The 16,235-nt window shown below is 71.4% G+C and carries 16 protein-coding genes and 1 tRNA gene; 6 read left to right on the top strand and 11 right to left on the bottom strand.

The genetic code is table 11. From position 1 onward, the window contains the following. Positions 1-298: 298 nt before the first annotated feature. The gene (locus ASG60_RS03155; protein WP_056384203.1) at positions 299-1,174 is read left to right on the top strand and encodes a cell envelope integrity EipB family protein; all 876 of its coding nucleotides are present in this window, start codon (positions 299-301) and stop codon (positions 1,172-1,174) included. 247 nt (positions 1,175-1,421) lie between these two features. On the opposite strand, the gene ASG60_RS03150 is transcribed toward ASG60_RS03155, so the two are convergent. Further along, the gene (locus tag ASG60_RS03150) at positions 1,422-1,754 is read right to left on the bottom strand and encodes a DUF3572 domain-containing protein (RefSeq protein ID WP_056384202.1); all 333 of its coding nucleotides are present in this window, start codon (positions 1,752-1,754) and stop codon (positions 1,422-1,424) included. A gap of 75 nt (positions 1,755-1,829) precedes the next feature. Here ASG60_RS03150 and ASG60_RS03145 point away from each other — a divergent pair, with 75 nt between their 5' ends. Continuing rightward, entirely contained in the window at positions 1,830-2,210 is a 381-nt protein-coding gene (locus ASG60_RS03145; protein WP_056165906.1) for a response regulator, read from the top strand. A 92-nt stretch (positions 2,211-2,302) separates the two neighbouring features. Beyond that, a complete protein-coding gene (locus ASG60_RS03140; RefSeq protein ID WP_056165909.1) occupies positions 2,303-3,676 on the top strand; it encodes a PleD family two-component system response regulator in 1,374 nt (457 codons plus the stop codon). 3 nt (positions 3,677-3,679) lie between these two features. On the opposite strand, the gene ASG60_RS03135 is transcribed toward ASG60_RS03140, so the two are convergent. The 4 genes from ASG60_RS03135 to ASG60_RS03120 form a co-directional block, all read right to left on the bottom strand. Then, positions 3,680-4,885 carry an O-antigen ligase family protein gene (locus ASG60_RS03135; protein ID WP_244476556.1) on the bottom strand — a complete coding sequence of 402 codons (1,206 nt, stop codon included), beginning with the start codon at positions 4,883-4,885 and terminating at the stop codon, positions 3,680-3,682. Positions 4,886-4,938: 53 nt separating this feature from the next. Then, positions 4,939-5,544, bottom strand: coding sequence for a DUF2059 domain-containing protein (locus ASG60_RS03130; RefSeq protein WP_056264992.1), 606 nt, complete (start codon positions 5,542-5,544; stop codon positions 4,939-4,941). A 69-nt stretch (positions 5,545-5,613) separates the two neighbouring features. Then, complete coding sequence (gene rpiA / locus ASG60_RS03125; protein WP_056384200.1) at positions 5,614-6,324, bottom strand: ribose-5-phosphate isomerase RpiA; 711 nt, start codon at positions 6,322-6,324, stop codon at positions 5,614-5,616. A gap of 142 nt (positions 6,325-6,466) precedes the next feature. Beyond that, positions 6,467-6,958, bottom strand: coding sequence for a hypothetical protein (locus tag ASG60_RS03120; protein ID WP_082478766.1), 492 nt, complete (start codon positions 6,956-6,958; stop codon positions 6,467-6,469). Between the two features lie 185 nt (positions 6,959-7,143). On the opposite strand from ASG60_RS03120, the gene ASG60_RS03115 reads away from it, so the two are divergent. Next, complete coding sequence (locus ASG60_RS03115; RefSeq protein WP_056165921.1) at positions 7,144-7,851, top strand: HAD family hydrolase; 708 nt, start codon at positions 7,144-7,146, stop codon at positions 7,849-7,851. 145 nt (positions 7,852-7,996) lie between these two features. On the opposite strand, the gene ASG60_RS03110 is transcribed toward ASG60_RS03115, so the two are convergent. The 5 genes from ASG60_RS03110 to ASG60_RS03090 form a co-directional block, all read right to left on the bottom strand. After that, positions 7,997-8,071, bottom strand: a tRNA-Val gene (locus ASG60_RS03110). Between the two features lie 153 nt (positions 8,072-8,224). Continuing rightward, positions 8,225-9,949 (bottom strand): iron ABC transporter permease, encoded by a 1,725-nt coding sequence (locus ASG60_RS03105; RefSeq protein ID WP_082531585.1) that lies wholly within the window; start codon positions 9,947-9,949, stop codon positions 8,225-8,227. A 25-nt stretch (positions 9,950-9,974) separates the two neighbouring features. Then, positions 9,975-10,997: an extracellular solute-binding protein gene (locus ASG60_RS03100; protein ID WP_056265001.1), complete on the bottom strand. Its 1,023-nt coding sequence runs from the start codon at positions 10,995-10,997 to the stop codon at positions 9,975-9,977. Positions 10,998-11,147: 150 nt separating this feature from the next. After that, positions 11,148-12,209: an ABC transporter ATP-binding protein gene (locus ASG60_RS03095; protein ID WP_056166899.1), complete on the bottom strand. Its 1,062-nt coding sequence runs from the start codon at positions 12,207-12,209 to the stop codon at positions 11,148-11,150. After that, on the bottom strand, positions 12,206-12,919 hold the full coding sequence (locus ASG60_RS03090) for an alpha/beta fold hydrolase (RefSeq protein WP_056384199.1): 714 nt from the start codon (positions 12,917-12,919) through the stop codon (positions 12,206-12,208). The genes ASG60_RS03095 and ASG60_RS03090 overlap by 4 nt, the downstream gene beginning before the upstream one ends. A gap of 132 nt (positions 12,920-13,051) precedes the next feature. Between ASG60_RS03090 and ASG60_RS03085 the strand changes: the two genes are divergently transcribed. Both ASG60_RS03085 and ASG60_RS03080 read left to right on the top strand, forming a co-directional pair. Next, positions 13,052-15,343 carry a primosomal protein N' gene (locus ASG60_RS03085; protein WP_056384198.1) on the top strand — a complete coding sequence of 764 codons (2,292 nt, stop codon included), beginning with the start codon at positions 13,052-13,054 and terminating at the stop codon, positions 15,341-15,343. Positions 15,344-15,397: 54 nt separating this feature from the next. Then, on the top strand, positions 15,398-15,757 hold the full coding sequence (locus ASG60_RS03080; protein WP_056384197.1) for an STAS/SEC14 domain-containing protein: 360 nt from the start codon (positions 15,398-15,400) through the stop codon (positions 15,755-15,757). Between the two features lie 3 nt (positions 15,758-15,760). Here the strand turns inward: ASG60_RS03080 and ASG60_RS03075 are convergent, their stop codons facing one another. Beyond that, on the bottom strand, positions 15,761-16,153 hold the full coding sequence (locus ASG60_RS03075) for a hypothetical protein (protein ID WP_056165932.1): 393 nt from the start codon (positions 16,151-16,153) through the stop codon (positions 15,761-15,763). Positions 16,154-16,235: the final 82 nt, after the last annotated feature.

The raw sequence follows: 16,235 nt of genomic DNA, 5'->3' as shown, positions 1-16,235 counted from the left end.
TTCGCCTCGGGCTCTCTTCGGCGACGGTCGAACCGTACAGGAGCGCCCGAGTCCGAGGCAAGAGCGGCCTTGACCGCGTCCGGGCGGGCGACGGGGTTTTCACCGTCAAAGCCAAGTTTGCAAAGCCAAGCTTGCAAACCCAGGTTTGCAAGGACGAGTTCGCAAAGCCGTGCCCGGCTCTCTCCGCCGCGAGGGACTCGCATTGCCGGTGGGTGATGGGCGGCCTATCTGACGGGCAGTCCATGCGTGCCGAACGGTGCGCCGGTCCGACCCCGCCAACCCCCCGGCAGGAGACTTCATGCGTCTGTCCCGCGCCACGGCCTGCCTCATCCTGTCCGCCAGCGGGGCGTCGGCCGCCGAGCCCGTGCCCCTCGCCAGCCACCGCGCGGTCTACGACCTGTCGCTCGCCCAGAGCGGCGGCACCCGGGCGGTGGAGAGCGCGCGCGGGCGCATCGTCATCGATTTCTCGGGCGACGCCTGCAAGGGCTACACGATGCAGACCCGGCAGGTGACGGTGCTGGAAAGCGGCGAGACCGGCAGCCGCACCTCGGACCTGCGCAACACCACCTTCGAGAGCGCCGACGGGCGCAGCTACCGCTTCAAGGTCAGCACTTTGCTCAACGGCACGCCCGGCCAATCCGTGGACGGCACCGCCGAGACGGTGGCCGATGCCCTCAAGGTTCGCCTGAAGGAGCCCAAGCGCGACGGGTTCCAGGCGAGCGGAGAGGTGCTGTTCCCGACGGTCCACATGCGCCGCCTCATCGCGGCGGCGCGCGAGGGCCGGACGACCCTCTCGGTGAAGGTCTACGACGGCACCGACGACGGCCGGAAGGTCTACGACACCCTGGCGGTGATCGGACGCCCGGCCACGACCGCTTCCGTCAAGGAAGGGGCGCCTCAGGAGGGAGCCGCGGGCGAGGGCGCCGCGATGCCGAAAGCCGACCGCGACAAGCCCCTGCGCGAGGGGGAGATGGCGGGCATGACCCACTGGCCGGTGACCCTGAGCTACTTCACCGCCGGCGAAGGCGAGCGTACGCCGATCTACGTGCTGACCTTCGACCTCTACGAGAACGGCGTCAGCGGCAACCTTCGCCTCGATTACGGGGAATTCGCCGTGGCGGGCAATCTCAGCCGCCTCGACAAGCTCCCGGCCGCCACCGACTGCAAGTCCTAGAGCGCTCTCCGCCGAAGTGGATGCCGGTTCGGCGCAAAAGTGCGCGGCAAAGCGAAGGCCTCGCGATGTGGCCCGACCCAACGCGGTCGGGCGCAGCGCGAGGGCATCGGCTCCTGGAGCGGCGTCGATCCGCCGGCAGGGCGGATGATGCGGCGGCGCCCCTCTCACCGCGACGGGAATGGCCCGTCCACCGCTCCGATCGATCGGTCGGGCGGACCTGCCTCGAATGGGCGGACGCGCGGCGCCGTCAGACGTCGTCGCCCCGCGTCCCCTGATCCGAAAATCCGTCGTCGAACTCCATGGGCGAGAGTCGGCGCCAGGCCGCCGCGATCCGCTCGGGCGGCACCGTCAGGGCCTCCGCCACGGCCATCAGGGTGGCTTCGTCGCCCATGACGTGGTCGAGGAGCCCGGCCAGGAACCCGGCATCCTGCGCGCTCGCCCGCAGGGTGTCGGGGGTCACCCCGGTGGCGTTGAGGAAGGGGTAGAGCCGCTCGTCGTCCGTGGCCATCCAGGCGAGGATCGCCAGGGCGAGGCGCTCGGCCGAATCACGGTCATTGGCGGATTTGCGTTTCGTCAACATGTATCCGTTACATCTCATTGCGCGGGCCATGCCTCGAAGAACAATGAGCCGCTCGAACGCCGGGAACAATGGGCCATGACAAAGACGGTGCTCATCGTCGAGGACAACGAGCTGAACATGAAGCTCTTCAACGACCTGTTGGAAGGGCACGGCTACGCAACGCTCAAGACCGCCAACGGGATCGAGGCCATCGAACTCGCCCGCGCCCACCGGCCCGATCTCATCCTGATGGACATCCAGCTTCCCGAGGTCTCCGGCCTCGAAGTCACGAAGTGGCTGAAGGAGGACGACGACCTCAAGTCGATCCCGGTCATCGCCATCACGGCCTTCGCCATGAAGGGCGACGAGGAGCGCATCCGCGAGGGGGGCTGCGAGGCCTACCTGTCGAAGCCGATCTCGGTCGCCAAGTTCCTCGCCACCGTCCGTCAATATCTCGGTGACGGCAAGTCGTCTTGACCCAACAAGTCGTCTTGACCCGACAAGTCGTCTTGACCCGGCATATCCGTCTGATCGGGCGTGTCCCCTTCGATCCGAACGCGTGAGGACAGATGTCGGCCCGGATCCTGATCGTCGATGATCTCTTCCCCAACGTGAAGCTCCTGGAGACCAAGCTCTCCCTGGAGTATTTCGACGTGCTGGCGGCCATGAACGGCCCGGATGCCCTGGCGATCTGCGCCAAGGGTCTGTGCGACCTCGTCCTCCTCGACGTGATGATGCCCGGCATGGACGGGTTCGAGGTGTGTCGCCGGCTCAAGAACGACCCCAACACCGCCCATCTGCCCGTGGTGATGGTCACCGCCCTCGACCAGCCCTCCGACCGCCTGCGCGGCCTCGATGCCGGCGCCGACGACTTCCTGACCAAGCCCATCGACGACATCGCCCTGTTCGCCCGCGTGCGCAGCCTCGTGCGGCTGAAGGCGGTGACGGACGAGCTGCGCAGCCGCGCCCTGGCCTCCCGGGATTTCGGCATGGGCGACCCCCTGGCGCTCGCCACCGCCGAGACCGGGCAGAACGCCACGATCCTGCTGGTGGAGGACCGCGCGAGTTCCGCCGACCGCCTCGCGACGGCGCTCGGCCAGCACCACAGCGTCACCGTCGAGGCCGATCCGCACAAGGCCCTGGTGCTGGCCACCGAGGGCGGTTTCGACCTCGCCCTCGTCAGCCTCGATCTCGCCGATTTCGACGGCCTGCGCCTGTGCAGCCAGCTGCGGTCCCTGGACCGGACCCGGGCCATGCCGGTGGTGATGATCGCCGAGCCGCACGACAAGGCGCGCGTGGTGCGGGGACTCGATTTCGGCGTTCACGACTACCTCATGCGCCCCGTCGACCGGAACGAGCTCGTGGCCCGCGTCCGCACGCAGGTGCGCCGCCGCCGCTTCTCCGACACCCTGCGGGGCGCCGTCCAGGCCTCGATGGAACTGGCGATCATGGACGGGCTCACGGGCCTGCACAACCGGCGCTACCTCGACAGCCATCTCGGCGCCCTGTTCGCCGAGGCGGCGCTGCGCGGCCGCCCGGTGGCGACGCTTATGCTCGACATCGACCGGTTCAAGACCATCAACGACACCTGGGGCCACGAGGCCGGCGACGAGGTGCTGCGCGCCTTCGCCGATCGCATCCGCACGCACACGCGGGGCATCGACATCGTCTCCCGCTACGGCGGCGAGGAGGTGGTGATCATCCTGCCCGACGCCGAGGCACCCGAGGCCCACGCCATCGCCGAGCGCATCCGCGAGCGGATCGAGGCCGTGCCGTTCTCGATCCAGCGCGACACCCGGGCCATCGGCGTCACCGTGTCCATCGGCGTGTCCTGGCGCCGGCCCGAGGACGTGGGACCGGCCGACATGCTCAAGCGCGCGGACCTCGCCCTCTACCGGGCCAAGAATGCCGGCCGCAACCGCGTCGAGGCGGCGGCGGCCTGAGCCTCAGCCCGTCTCGGCCCCGCCTTCCTGCAGCCACCCCTCGCGCAACCAGGTCACGGCGCCCCCGAGACCGGCCACCCACCAGGCCTGCCACGCGCCGTGCTCGACGAAGGCGACCGCCGCCGCCGCGCCGAGGAGGCCGAGCGCCGTCACCGCCTGGAAGCGGGGCATCGCCGCGATGGCGCGGAGCGTCAGGAACAGGAGGGCCGCCATCAGTCCGGCTCCGATGACCCCGAGTTCGGCCCAGACCTGCAGGAAACTGTTGTGCGGATGGCCCACCGCCAGCATCCGGTGCCATTCCGGCGCGATGCCGTCGGCCGCGGGCGTCCAGGCGAAGCGCCCGGCCGTGCCGTAGCCGGCCCCGCGCCACGGATCGGCTGCCACCGCCGCGCCGAAGCTCCGCGCGATGGCGACGCGCGCCCGCGAACTGCTCTGGACGAGGCGCTCATGGGCCGCCTCCGGCATCAGGCGATGGAGGAGATCGCCCTCCACGGGGCTGAGCGCCACCGCCAGCGCCAAGGCGACCCCGGCGAGGCCGAGGCCGGCACGCCGGGGCAGGCGCCACGCCGCCAGGGCCATGCCGGTGCCGGCGAGGAGCCCGAGGGCGGCGGCGCCGCTCACGGAGCGCAGGATCGCGACGGCGGACACGACCCCGATGAGACCGGCCGTCAGCCGGTGTCCCCTGCGCAGGAGCAGGGCGACGAAGGGGCCGGCGACCAGCAGGATCGTCAGGGCCGGGCGGTTGTAGATGAAGTAAGCCACCCGCGTGCCCAGCGCCTTGCGCAGGGCGAGGTCGGTCGCGAGGTCCGCCACGAGAACCAGCCCGGCGAGGCCCAGCATCCAGGCGGCGGCCATGGCCGTCCCGGGCGGCATCCGGCCCGGTGCGAGGCGTGCCAGCAGGTAGGCGGCCAGGAGGGTGGGCCCGAACTCGCCGGTCGTGCGCCAGGACAGGGCGGGAAACGGGCTCCAGGCGATGGAGACGAGGCACCAGCCGAGGAAGGCGAGGGCTGTGAGCCCCGCTCCCGTGCGCAAGGGGGCCGCGAGGGTGGTCCAGGCGACGCGCCGACCCTCGATCAGGGTGGCGGCGAGAAAGAGGAGCGCGGCAAGCCCGATCACCGCCGGGCTCGAGCGGTTGGCCGCCACCATCGCCAGGGGGAGGGCGGCCAGGGCGAGGGCTCCGGTGCCGCGCAGGCGTTCGCCGAGGGACATGCGCGGGGACATGCGCGGGAAGAAGCCTGATCGCACCGCGGCGCCGAGGCGCCTTACTGAAGCTGGTGGCCGCGCTTCACCATCTCGGCCCGCACGCGCACCATGACGTATTCGGAGACCTCCTGGGTCCAGCCCTGCATGGCCTGGACGATGCCGTCGAGAACCTGGGGCTGGGTCTCGACGTAGCGCTTGCCGGCGGGCGACCGGAAGAAGGTGGCGATGTCGGAGAGTTCGGCCTCGGTGAGGCGGGTGGCGTAGATGCGCGCCGCCGTGTCGATCATCGCCTGCTTCTGCAACTCCATCTCGGGCTGGAGACCGACCAGCACCTCGTCGAGGTCCTTGCCGAGTTCGGGCCGCGTCACGGCGTTCTGCCGGATCTGCTCGCTGAAGGCCGGGATGATGGAATCGAACGAACGGGCGATGCCCGAACTCAGCATCACCTCGCGGGCCAGCGCCATGTGCGACGGGGCGAAGGCCGGGGCCTGGTTGTTCGCCGCTGGTGTCGCGGGCGCCGGGGGCGCGGGCTTGGCCGGCGTGGCCTTTTGCGGGGCGGCCGGCTTCTGCGGCGCCTGGGCGTGGACCGCCGGGGCGATCAGGAGCGCGGCGCCCGCCAGTGCGGCGCGCAGGGCGTGGGAGCTGGAGGCCAGGGGGCGAAACATGGAGGAGGCTCCGGGAAGTCTTCGACGATGCGGGTCGGGCGAGTGATCGGGCGAGGGATCGGGGATGGGTCAGACGGTGCCGAGGCAGGTCACGTGCGCCGTGCCGTCCCGCGCCTCGGCCAGGATCGCCCCCGTGGCGAGGCCGAGGAACAGGCCGTGCTCGACCACGCCGGGCACCGCCCACAGGGCGGCCGACAGGGCCTCGGGATCGGGGATGTGCTCGAGATGCGCGTCGAGGATGTGATGGCCGCCATCGGTGCGGAGCGGTGCCCCGTCCGCGCCCGTGCGCAGGACGATCGCGCCCGCGCAACCGGCGGCCGCGACGGCCGCCTCCACCGCGCGCCGCGTGGCGCCGAGGCCGAACGGGTTGACCTCGACGGGCAGCGGGAAGGCGCCGAGGGTCGCGACGCGCTTGGCCGCGTCGGCGATCACCACCATGCGGCGGCTCGCGAAGGCGACGATCTTCTCGCGCAGGAGGGCGGCGCCGCCGCCCTTGATCAGGCGCATGTGCCCGTCGATCTCGTCGGCCCCGTCGATGGTGAGATCGAGCTCCGGCAACTCCTCGAGGGTGGCGAGCCGGAGGCCGGCGGCCTCCGCCGCGACCCGCGTCGCCTCGGAGGTCGGCACGCCGACGACGTCGAGGCCGGCGCGGACGCGGACGCCGAGCAGCTCGATGAATGCGTTGGCGGTGCTGCCGGTGCCGATCCCCAAGCGCATCCCGTCCGTCACGAGGGCGACGGCCCGCTCGGCGGCGGCGCGCCGCAGGTCGGGCCCGCTCATGCCGAACGTCCGGGGGCCGGTCGTTCGGCGGCGACGGGACGGCTCGGGACGGCAGGGCGCATGGAACGGGCTCGGGGCTTCGGGCGTCGGCAGGCCCTAGCACGGCTGACCGCGCCGTCAAACGCGACGCGGACGAGCGCGATCAAGGGCGCGCGGAACCGCCTTGGGGGGGCGTCACGCTCGGGCTCGCCCGGCCGGGGACGGGGCTCGCCGCTTCCTCCGGTCCGGTGGGATTGGCTTGGGCCGTGCAGACCACGGCCTCCTTCTGGAGCTGGACGTAGCAGATGCTCATCTCGCCGGTGCGATAATTGACCCGGAACACCCCCGCCTCGCGGGTGTGGCGGGAGGCGACGAGGCCGTATTCGGAAGGCGCCTGGGCGCTCGCACCCTCGCCGGCGCCGTAGCACACGGTGAGGCCGACGCTGCCGACCGCGCCCTCGCGCAGGCCGTACTGGCACGAGGTGACTTCGCCCGTGACCTTGTCGACCCGGTAGACCCGGTTGAGGTCGATCTGCGGCGCGGGCACGAACTCGTAGGAGCTCGCCCAGGCCGTTGTCGTCAGGAGGGCCAGCAGCCCCACCGCGCGGAAAAGATGTGAGGCCTGTTGGGTCAGACGCATGTGGGTCAGACGCATGGGTGTCCCGATGTCTCGGCTTTGAGGATCGCGCGAGCGATAGCGCCGCCTTGCGGCGCAACCGTGGCCCCGCGCCAGCGTCTTGCCCAAACCGCACATCCGCGCGGGCGTCTTGCCCCTGCCGCGCGGCCCCGATAGCGCTTGGCCCCGATCTCCAACGCCGAGCCCTCGCAGAAAGCCAGCCCATGTCCGCGCCGAGCCGATCCCCGTCCAGCCTGCCGCCCATCGCGGTGTTCGACCTCGACGGCACCCTGGCCGAGACGGCGGGCGACCTCGTCGGAACCCTCAACGCCATCCTGGCGCAGGAAGGCCTGAAGACCCTCGACCTCGCGCAGGCCCGCGACATGATCGGCGCCGGCGCCAAGGCGTTGATCCGGCGCGGGTTCGAGGCATCCGGCACGGACCTCGACGACGACCGCCTGGAAGCCCTGTTCGTGGCGTTCCTCGATCATTACGGCCGCCACCTGTGCGACCATTCCCACCTGTTCCCGGGCGTGACGGAGGCCCTCGACACCCTCGCGGCCCGGGGCTTCACCCTCGCCGTGTGCACCAACAAGGTCGAGGCCCACGCCCTCACGCTCCTCGAACTCCTTGGGGTGTCGGGGCGCTTCTCCGCCATCTGCGGCCGGGACACGTTCGCGCATTACAAGCCGGACCCGCGCCATATCACCCTCACCATCGAACGCGCGGGCGGGGACCCCGCCCGTGCGGTGATGGTGGGGGATTCGCGCGCGGACATCGACGCGGCCAAGGCCGCCGGCATCCCGGTGATCGCGGTGCCGTTCGGCTACACCGACCTGCCCGTCGAGGCCTTCGGCCCTGACCGGGTGATCGCGCATTTCGATGAGCTGGTGGCGGCCGTGGAGGCGCTTGTGCCGGCGGCGCGGGGATGATCCCGGCCCGAATGGCCCCAGCCAAACCTGTTCATCCCGAGGGGCCGCCTCGGGATGAGGACCCGAGATGGATCCGGCCCGGACAGCCGATCACGCACGGCATGGCGGCGAAATCTGGTGGATGGTATGTGTTCGATGGAGGAAATGGTGGGCGGTACAGGGATCGAACCTGTGACCTTCCCCGTGTGAAGGGGACGCTCTACCGCTGAGCCAACCGCCCGCTGCCATTCTTGCCAGTTCGCGTGGTCGGCTCTCGCGAGCGGGCCAAGGGTCGAAGCGAACGGCGTTCCGTGGGCGATGCCGCCGGAACCGAGGGCGTTCTAGGGCGCGGCCCCCCGGCCCGTCAAGGCGGGAATTTCGCCGGGTGAGGTTTTCACGGACGGGCCGCCACGGCGGCCTCGCGCCGGGTGCCGAGGCGCATCAGGACGATGACGGGCACGAGGCCGACGAGGACGATGAGGAGGGCCGCGACCGTGCCGTCCTCGTAGGTGCCGCGCGCGGCCTCGCCGTAGAGGTGGGTCGCCAGGGTCTCCACGTTGAGGGGGCGCAGGAGAAGGGTCGCGGGCAGTTCCTTCACGCAATCGACGAAGACGAGGAGTGCTCCACTGAGCACCGCCGGCCAGGCCAGGGGCCACTGCACCCGGGCGAGGGTCGCGGCGGGTCCGCGCCCGAGCATCCGCCCGGCGTCGGGCAGGCTGCGCGGGATGCGGCCGAGCCCGGCCTCGCAGGTGCCGACGCTGACGGCGAGGAAGCGGATGAGGTAGGCGATCACCAGGGCGCCGCCGGTGCCGAGGCCGATGAGGGCGGGGGCGGCGCCGAACAGGCGCGTCAGCCCCTCCGACAGGATCGTGTCGGCCAGGGCCAGGGGGCCGAGCAGCCCGATGGCCAGGATGGCGCCCGGCAGGGCGTAGCCGAGGCCCGTCAGCCGGACCATGCCGCGCCCGAGGCGGCCGGGCAGCAGGCGGGGGGCGGCCGCGACGAGGAAGCCGATGCCGGCGGCGAGCCCCGTGGCGAGGCTCGCGTACAGCACGGTGTTGCCGATTTCGGGCAGGATGGTCGCGGGCCAGCCGGTGCGGGCGACCCGCGCCACGGCCGCGTGGACGAGATAGCTCGCCGGAATCAGGAAGCCGAGGGTGACCGGCACGAGGCCGAGCGCGAGGGCCGCCCAGCCGCGCCAGCCGCGGAGGGGCCGGCGAGCGAGGTCGCGCGGGCGCTGGGCGGTGCCGGCGAACCCCCGTCCCCGCCGGGCCCAGCGCTCGATCGCCACGAGGCCCAGGACGGCGACCAGCATCACCAGGGCGATCTGGGCGGCGCCGGGCAGATCGGAGCGGTTCACCCAGGTGGCGTAGACCTGCACCGTCAGGGTGCGGACGCCGAGGAACTCTGCCGCACCGATGTCGTTCAGCGCCTCCATGAGGGCGAGGCTGGCGCCGAGCGCGATGGCCGGGCGCGCCAGCGGCAGGGCGACGCGCAGGAACACCGCGGCGGGGGGGCGCCCGAGCATCCGCCCGGCCTCGATGAGGTTGGCCGCCTGCATGAGGAACAGGGCCCGGGTCGGCAGATAGACGTAGGGGTAGAGCACGAAGCCGAGGAGCAGGATGCAGCCCGGCAGGGAGCGCAGTTCCGGCAGGACGAAGTCGCGGGGCCGGGCGTAGCCGAGCCATTCCCGCAGGACGGTCTGCACCGGGCCGATCGGGTGCATGAGGTCGAGATAGGCGTAGGCGACGATGTAGGTCGGCACCGCCATGGGCAGGAGCAGGCCGGCCTCGAGCCAGCGCCGGCCGGGGAAGGCGTAGGCCGAGACGAGCCAGGCCGCGCCGGTGCCGAGCACCACCACGAGGACGCCGACGCCGGCGAGCAGCAGGCCGGTATCGACCAGGGCCCGGGGCAGCACGTGGGCGAGGAGGTGCGGCCACAGGGTGCCGTCGCCCCGGGCCGCCGCGAGGACGAGGGACGCGATGGGGCTGAGGACCAGGGCGGCCAGCGCCAGGGCGGCCGCGGCCCAGCCGAGGGTCCGGGGCCACGCCCGCGCCACCCGTCCGGTGGGGCTTGGCACCGCCAATGCCCCGACGTCGATCGCCGGCGCGGCCCCTTTCATGGCTGCTGGACCAAGGATTGCCCGATCAGTTGTCGAAGCCAACCTTGTCGAGGAGCAGGCTCGCCGCCTTGCGGTTGCGGGCGATCTCGGCGAGCGGCGTCGTGTCGATGGTCAGGGGTCCCAAAGCCGCGAGCAGGGGGTCGACGGGGGCGCCGGCCTTGACCGGGTACTCGTAGTTGCCCTGCGCGTAGAGCCCCTGCGCCTCGTCGGAGACGAGGTATTCGAGGAGCTTGACCGCCTCGTCGCGGTTCGGCGCGGACTTCGCCACCACGGCGCCCGATACGTTGACGTGGGTGCCGCCGCCGAGGAACGTCGGCATCAGCACGGCGATGCCGTCGCCCCAGGCCTTCTGCTCCGGGCCGCCTTTGCCCGAGCGCATCAGGCCGACGTAATAGGAGTTGGCGAGCCCGATCTTGCAGGTGTCGGCGAGGATGTCGCGGGCCACGTCGCGGTCGCCGCCGGCGGGCTTGCGGGCGAGGTTGGCCTTCACGCCCTTGAGCCAGGTCTCGGTCGCTTCGGCCCCGTGCCGGACGAGATAATGGGCGACGAGGGCCGTGTTGTAGGGGTGCTGGCCGGAGCGCAGGCACAGGCCGCCCTTCCAGCTCGGATCGGCGAGGGACTCGTAGGTGAGGCCCTTGGTGTCCTTCAGATCCTTGGCCGCATAGGCCACGCGCGCCCGCATGGAGAGGGCGAACCAGCGCCCGTCCGCATCCCGCAGGGCCGGCGGGATCGCCGCCTCCAGGGCGGGCGAGCGCACGGGCTGCGCGAGGTCGCGGTCCACGAGTTCGATGAGGTTGCCGATGTCGACGGTCATCAGCACGTCGGCCTTACCGCGCGCGCCTTCGGCCGCCACGCGCTCGGCGAGGCCCTTCTCCACGAACACCGTGTTGACGGTGGTTCCCGTGCGGGCCGTGTAGGCGTCCAGCAACGGCTTGATCAGGCCGGGTTCGCGGGTGGTGTAGAGGTTGACCTCCGCCGCCCGCGCCGACCCGAGGGCCGCCCACGCGACGAGACCCGCCACAGCGAACCGCTTGACCGCACCGACCATGATCCCGTCCCTCTCCAGACTATTGCGGGACGAGGTTCAGACGGATCGCGACTCAAAAGGCAAGCACGATGTCTTTGATTTAAAACAGTTAAAAACTAGAGTTCTCCGGTCTCTGCAGGCGCTGTGCTGGAAAAACCCAAGCTCAGGGTTTTAATCCGGGCTCCCTGCAAAAAGAAAAGCCTGTCCCTCGTCGCAGGCCAGCCCCACGGCCTCGCCCGGCCGGCGCCCGTCGGTGCCGGATACCGGAAGGGCCAGCGGATCGGCAAAGCCCTCGGCCTCGACCGTGAGCCAGGCGGCGGCACCGAGGAAGCGCCGGGCCGCGATCCGGCCGGGCACGCCGGCTCCCGCCCGCCCGAGATGGATCGCCTCCGGGCGCCAGCAGGCGACGACGGGGCTGCCCTCGCACAGGTCCGGCGCCGGGCAGCGGCCGAAGGGCGTGGCCACGGAGCCGTCGCGGCAGGTGCCCGGAACCTCGACGAGGTCCCCGAAGAAGCGCGCGGCGAAGCGCGATGCCGGTCGGCGATAGAGGTCGTCCCCCGTGCCCACCTGGACGATGCGCCCGCCCCGCATCAGGGCGATGCGATCGGCGAACCCCAGGGCTTCTTCCGGATCGTGGGTCACCAGGATCGCCGTGGTGCCGGTCTCGCGCAGGAGGGCGAGGGTATCGGCGCGGACCCGGTCCCGGGTGCGCCGGTCGAGGTTCGAGAACGGTTCGTCGAGGAGCAGGATGCGCGGCCCGGGGGCCAGGGCGCGGGCCAGCGCCACCCGCTGGCTCTCGCCGCCCGACAGGGTGCCGGGATAGCTCGCCGCGCGGTGGGCGAGGCCAACCTGCTCCAGGCGCGCCGTCGCGATGGCGCGGGCCGCCTTGCCGGGCTGGGCGTGGAGGCCGAACCGCACGTTCTCGGCGGCCGTCAGGTGCGGGAACAGGGCGTAGTCCTGGAACATCAACCCGACGCCGCGGGCCTCGGCCGGCACGTCTCCCACATCGGTGCCGTCGAGGCGGATCGTGCCCCGCTCTGGCTGCTCCAGCCCGGCGATGGCGCGAAGCAGCGTGCTCTTGCCGCAACCGGAATCACCCAGCAGGGCGACGATCTCGCCGGGCCGCACGGCGAGATCGATGCCGTCGAGGGCGCGCACGGCCCCGAAGCGCAGGCCGACATCCCGGAGTTCGAGGCGGGGTGGGATGCCGCGGCCTGGGTCGGACTGGGTCATGGGCATCCTTTGGGCGTCCTCGCGTCGGGGACGAGAAATCGCCCGTTCCGGACGAAGTGCAAGGCCTGCCCGATGACGCGGCCGTTCCACATCATCAGGCCGTGGGTCGTGTGGAGGGTCACGTGGGCGCTCATTCCGGCCACGCGGGTGCGGTGGACGCTCACCCGCCCGTCATTGGGGCGGGGCAGCATCAGCCAGGACTCGACGGGGTAGAGCGTGCGGTCCCCCGCGATGACGCCCAGGGGATAGTCGACGGTCCCGAGGAGCGCCGTTAGGGACGCGTCCCGCCGCGTCGTCAATTCTGCGCCGGCCGGGCCGAAGAAACGCCGGTAGGCGGCCATGCCGTGGAGGCGGTCGGCGACTTCGCTCCCGCCGTTGGGCGGCGCCAGCATCACCACGCGTCCGAGATTGTCCGGACGATGGCGGGTCAGGAGCGCGCGGGCGACGAGGCCGCCCATGGAATGGGTGACGACGTGCAGGCGGGCGACCCGCGCGGCGAAGGCCGCAACGGTCGGGGCGACGCGCGCCGCGAGGTCCGCGAGGGCGGCCGTGCGGGCCGGATAGTCGAGGTTGAGCGTCGCATAGCCCTGTGCCTGGAAGGCGCGCTCCATCCGGGCCAGGGACGCGGCCCGGCGTCCGATGCCGTGCAGGAGCAGGACGCCTTCCGGCGCGGCGGTCTCCGGGATCGTCCCTGGCTCTGGATGGCGCATCGGGGTCTCACGGCACGGCGTCGGGCGGCGGATTCGTCGGGTGGTCGGACGATGGAATGGTCGAGGCATGCCAGTCGCGCAATCGCCGGATCATGCTTATATTCCGGGTATGGTCCAGCACAGCCCGCGCCGATGCCCAGCGTCGCCGAGATCCTGATCCCGCTGGCGCTCGACAGCGCCTACAGCTACGCGGTGCCCGCCGGCCTCACCCTGACGGTGGGCGACGTGGTGCAGATTCCCCTCGGCCCCCGCGAGACCGTGGGCGTGGTCTGGGGCGTGCGCCAGAGTCCGTCGGGCTCGAACCTGCGCCCGGTGACGGGCCGTCTCGACGTGCCGCCCCTGTCCGGTCCGTTGCGCGAACTCGTCGACTGGCTCGCCCGCTACACCCTGGCGCCCAAGGGCTCGGCCCTCGCCATGGCCCTGCGTCTGCCGGACGAGGCCGCGCAGAGCGAGACCGTCCGCATCGGCGTGCGCGCCTCCGGCAAGCCGCCCGCCCGCCCGACGGCGGCGCGCTTGAAGGTGCTGGCAGTGGCCGCCGACGGAATCATGCGGGGCAAGAGCGCGCTCGCCAAGGAGGCCGGCGTCTCCCTCAGCGTCGTCGACGGCCTCATCGACGACGGCGCCCTGGAAGCGACGGCCCTCGCGCCCGAGCCCGTGGCTCTGCCGCCCGACCCGGACCACGCCCGGGTGCCCCTGTCGGAGGCGCAAGGTGAGGCCGTGCGCGAGCTGATCGCGATGATGAACCCGGCGCCTCCGCCCGGGGACGAGCACGGGTCCCCACACCTCACCCCAAACCTCTCCTTCCAGGAGAGGGAGCCCGTCCCGACTGTCGAAACGCGCCGCGGACTTACGATGGGTGTGGGCGACGAGACCTTCCGCGCGCCGACCATCCTCCTCGAAGGCGTCACCGGCTCGGGCAAGACCGAGGTGTACTTCGAGGCCGTGGCCGATTGCGTCCGGCGCGGGCGCCAGGCGCTCATCCTGATGCCCGAGATCGCGCTGACGGCGCAGTTCCTCGACCGGTTCGCCGAGCGCTTCGGCGTGCGTCCGGCCACCTGGCATTCGGGCATCGGGGGAAAGCGCCGTGAGCGCATCCGCGCCGGGGTGGCGGCCGGCGAGATCGCCGTGGTGGTCGGCGCCCGCTCGGCCCTGTTCCTGCCGTTCGCCAAACTCGGGATCGTCGTCGTCGACGAGGAGCACGAGGCCGCCTACAAGCAGGAGGACGGGGTGCATTACCACGCCCGCGACATGGCGGTGGTGCGCGGGCGCATCGAGAACTGTCCCGTGGTGCTGGCCTCGGCCACGCCCTCCATCGAGACGCGGGTCAACGCCGAGCGCGGGCGCTACCGCCACATCGTCCTGCCCGAACGCTTCGGTGGCCGGCGCCTGCCCGACATCGCCGCCATCGACATGCGCTCCGACAAGCCCGAGCGCGGTAGCTTCATCGCGCCCGCCCTCATCGCCGCCGTGCGCGAGACCGTGGCCGCGGGCGACCAGGCTCTGCTGTTCCTCAACCGCCGGGGCTACGCGCCCCTCACCCTGTGCCGGGCCTGCGGCCACCGCTACCAGTGCCGCAACTGCTCGACCTGGCTGGTGGAGCATCGCTTCCGCAAGGCGCTCGTGTGCCATCAATGCGGCTACGCCGAGCGCCGCCCGGATTCTTGCTCGGAATGCGGCACCTTCGATAACCTCACCCCCTGCGGCCCCGGCGTCGAGCGCATCGCCGAGGAGGTCACGGCCCTGTTTCCCGACAAGCGCATGATCGTCCTGTCGAGCGATTTTCCCGGTGGGGCCGAACGGTTGCGCGCCGAACTCCAGACCGTGGCCGAGGGTGGCTGCGACATCGTCATCGGCACGCAGCTCGTGGCCAAGGGCCACAATTTCCCGCACCTCACCCTGGTGGGCGTACTCGATGCCGATATCGGCCTGACCTCGGGCGACCCGCGCGCGGCCGAGCGCACCTTCCAGCTGCTCCAGCAGGTCACCGGCCGGGCCGGGCGCGGGGAGAAGCCGGGGCGCGCCCTGGTCCAGACCTTCCAGCCGGAGCATCCGGTGATCGCGGCCCTGCTGTCGGGGGATGCGGCGCGGTTCTACGAGGAGGAGATCGCCGCCCGCGAGGCCGCCGGCCTGCCGCCCTTCGGGCGTCTCGCCGCCCTCATCGTCTCGGCCAACGAGCGCGAGGTGGCCGAAGCCCACGGGCAGGCCCTGGCGCGGGCATCCGAACCGCCCGATGGCGTGATGGTGCTGGGACCGGCCGAGGCGCCGCTCGCCCTAATTCGCGGCCGCTATCGCTTCCGCCTACTCGTGAAGACCGAACGGTCCGTCGACCTGCAGAGTTACCTGCGCGACTGGATCGCGCGCGGGCCCAAGGTCCGCGGCAACGTGAAGGTCGCCATCGACGTGGACCCGCAGAGTTTCCTATAACGCGGGTTCGACGTTCTCTCGGGGTCGCCCTCGACCCCTCAAGGAGTACTGCACGTGCTGACCTATACGAAGAAGCCGGATTCGAACGTCGCCGAGATCGTGGTCGACGGCCAGATCACCGATGCGGACATGAACACCGTCATCACCGCCATGCAGGCGGACCTCGACAAGGGCGGCAAGCTCAAGCTTCTCGAGGATATCCGTGAGTTCAAGGGCATGGAGCCGGCGGCGTTCTTCAAAGACCCGCGTTTCGGCCTCGCCATGATGAAGGGCGTCAGCCATGTGGCGCTGGTCACCGACGCGTCTTGGCTGCGCATGATCGCCGACACCTTCGGCAAGGTTTCTCCGGCCACGATCAAGACCTTCGACCGCGCCCATATCGACGAGGCGCGCACCTGGCTCGCCAGCAACTAAAGATCAATCCGCCTGGGCGGTGCGCGTCGTGTGACGCCGTGCCGTCCAGCGGCCGGAGCACAGGGAGGAAACCTTCCAAGTGCCGCCGCCGGAGCTCGCCTGAAGCCGGCCCGAGACCGCACCCGTGGCGGTGCCGTTGGTGACGCTGAGGCCGACGGTCCCGTCCGGTCCGACACGGCCGCTCATGCTGGCGTTCTGCCCCGAGACGAGGCGGACCTGGCCTTCCTGCACCGAGACGGAGTAGCTGTAGCGGCTGTCGCAGACCATGCCGGATTCGGTCACCAGATCCACGGACCACGCACCGTTGAAGTTGCCGGCCTCACGGGCCTGACCGGGCAGCGGCGCGAGGGCGACGAGGCCGGTCCCGAGGGTCAACAGTGCGACGAGTCTGGTCATGCGTCATCCTTTGGCGAAAGGCTCGGCCAGCCCCGGCCGCGGTTGGTGCGAGGGTTCCAAGCAGACGATCAATCGAGAGTGA

It is taken from the genome of Methylobacterium sp. Leaf469, from assembly GCF_001424745.1.
GTDB lineage: Bacteria > Pseudomonadota > Alphaproteobacteria > Rhizobiales > Beijerinckiaceae > Methylobacterium.
This window is presented reverse-complemented; position numbering and strand designations above follow the sequence as displayed.

Excerpts from the sequence above, each read along its gene's own strand:
- ASG60_RS03120 (WP_082478766.1), bottom strand. The coding sequence starts at position 6,958 with ATGCGTCTGACCCACATGCGTCTGACCCAACAGGCCTCACATCTTTTC.
- ASG60_RS03140 (WP_056165909.1), top strand. The coding sequence starts at position 2,303 with ATGTCGGCCCGGATCCTGATCGTCGATGATCTCTTCCCCAACGTGAAG.
- ASG60_RS03105 (WP_082531585.1), bottom strand. The coding sequence starts at position 9,949 with ATGAAAGGGGCCGCGCCGGCGATCGACGTCGGGGCATTGGCGGTGCCA.
- rpiA (WP_056384200.1), bottom strand. The coding sequence starts at position 6,324 with ATGAGCGGGCCCGACCTGCGGCGCGCCGCCGCCGAGCGGGCCGTCGCC.
- ASG60_RS03130 (WP_056264992.1), bottom strand. The coding sequence starts at position 5,544 with ATGTTTCGCCCCCTGGCCTCCAGCTCCCACGCCCTGCGCGCCGCACTG.
- ASG60_RS03150 (WP_056384202.1), bottom strand. The coding sequence starts at position 1,754 with ATGTTGACGAAACGCAAATCCGCCAATGACCGTGATTCGGCCGAGCGC.
- ASG60_RS03100 (WP_056265001.1), bottom strand. The coding sequence starts at position 10,997 with ATGGTCGGTGCGGTCAAGCGGTTCGCTGTGGCGGGTCTCGTCGCGTGG.
- ASG60_RS03155 (WP_056384203.1), top strand. The coding sequence starts at position 299 with ATGCGTCTGTCCCGCGCCACGGCCTGCCTCATCCTGTCCGCCAGCGGG.
- ASG60_RS03095 (WP_056166899.1), bottom strand. The coding sequence starts at position 12,209 with ATGACCCAGTCCGACCCAGGCCGCGGCATCCCACCCCGCCTCGAACTC.
- ASG60_RS03075 (WP_056165932.1), bottom strand. The coding sequence starts at position 16,153 with ATGACCAGACTCGTCGCACTGTTGACCCTCGGGACCGGCCTCGTCGCC.
- ASG60_RS03145 (WP_056165906.1), top strand. The coding sequence starts at position 1,830 with ATGACAAAGACGGTGCTCATCGTCGAGGACAACGAGCTGAACATGAAG.
- ASG60_RS03115 (WP_056165921.1), top strand. The coding sequence starts at position 7,144 with ATGTCCGCGCCGAGCCGATCCCCGTCCAGCCTGCCGCCCATCGCGGTG.
- ASG60_RS03135 (WP_244476556.1), bottom strand. The coding sequence starts at position 4,885 with ATGTCCCTCGGCGAACGCCTGCGCGGCACCGGAGCCCTCGCCCTGGCC.
- ASG60_RS03085 (WP_056384198.1), top strand. The coding sequence starts at position 13,052 with ATGCCCAGCGTCGCCGAGATCCTGATCCCGCTGGCGCTCGACAGCGCC.
- ASG60_RS03090 (WP_056384199.1), bottom strand. The coding sequence starts at position 12,919 with ATGCGCCATCCAGAGCCAGGGACGATCCCGGAGACCGCCGCGCCGGAA.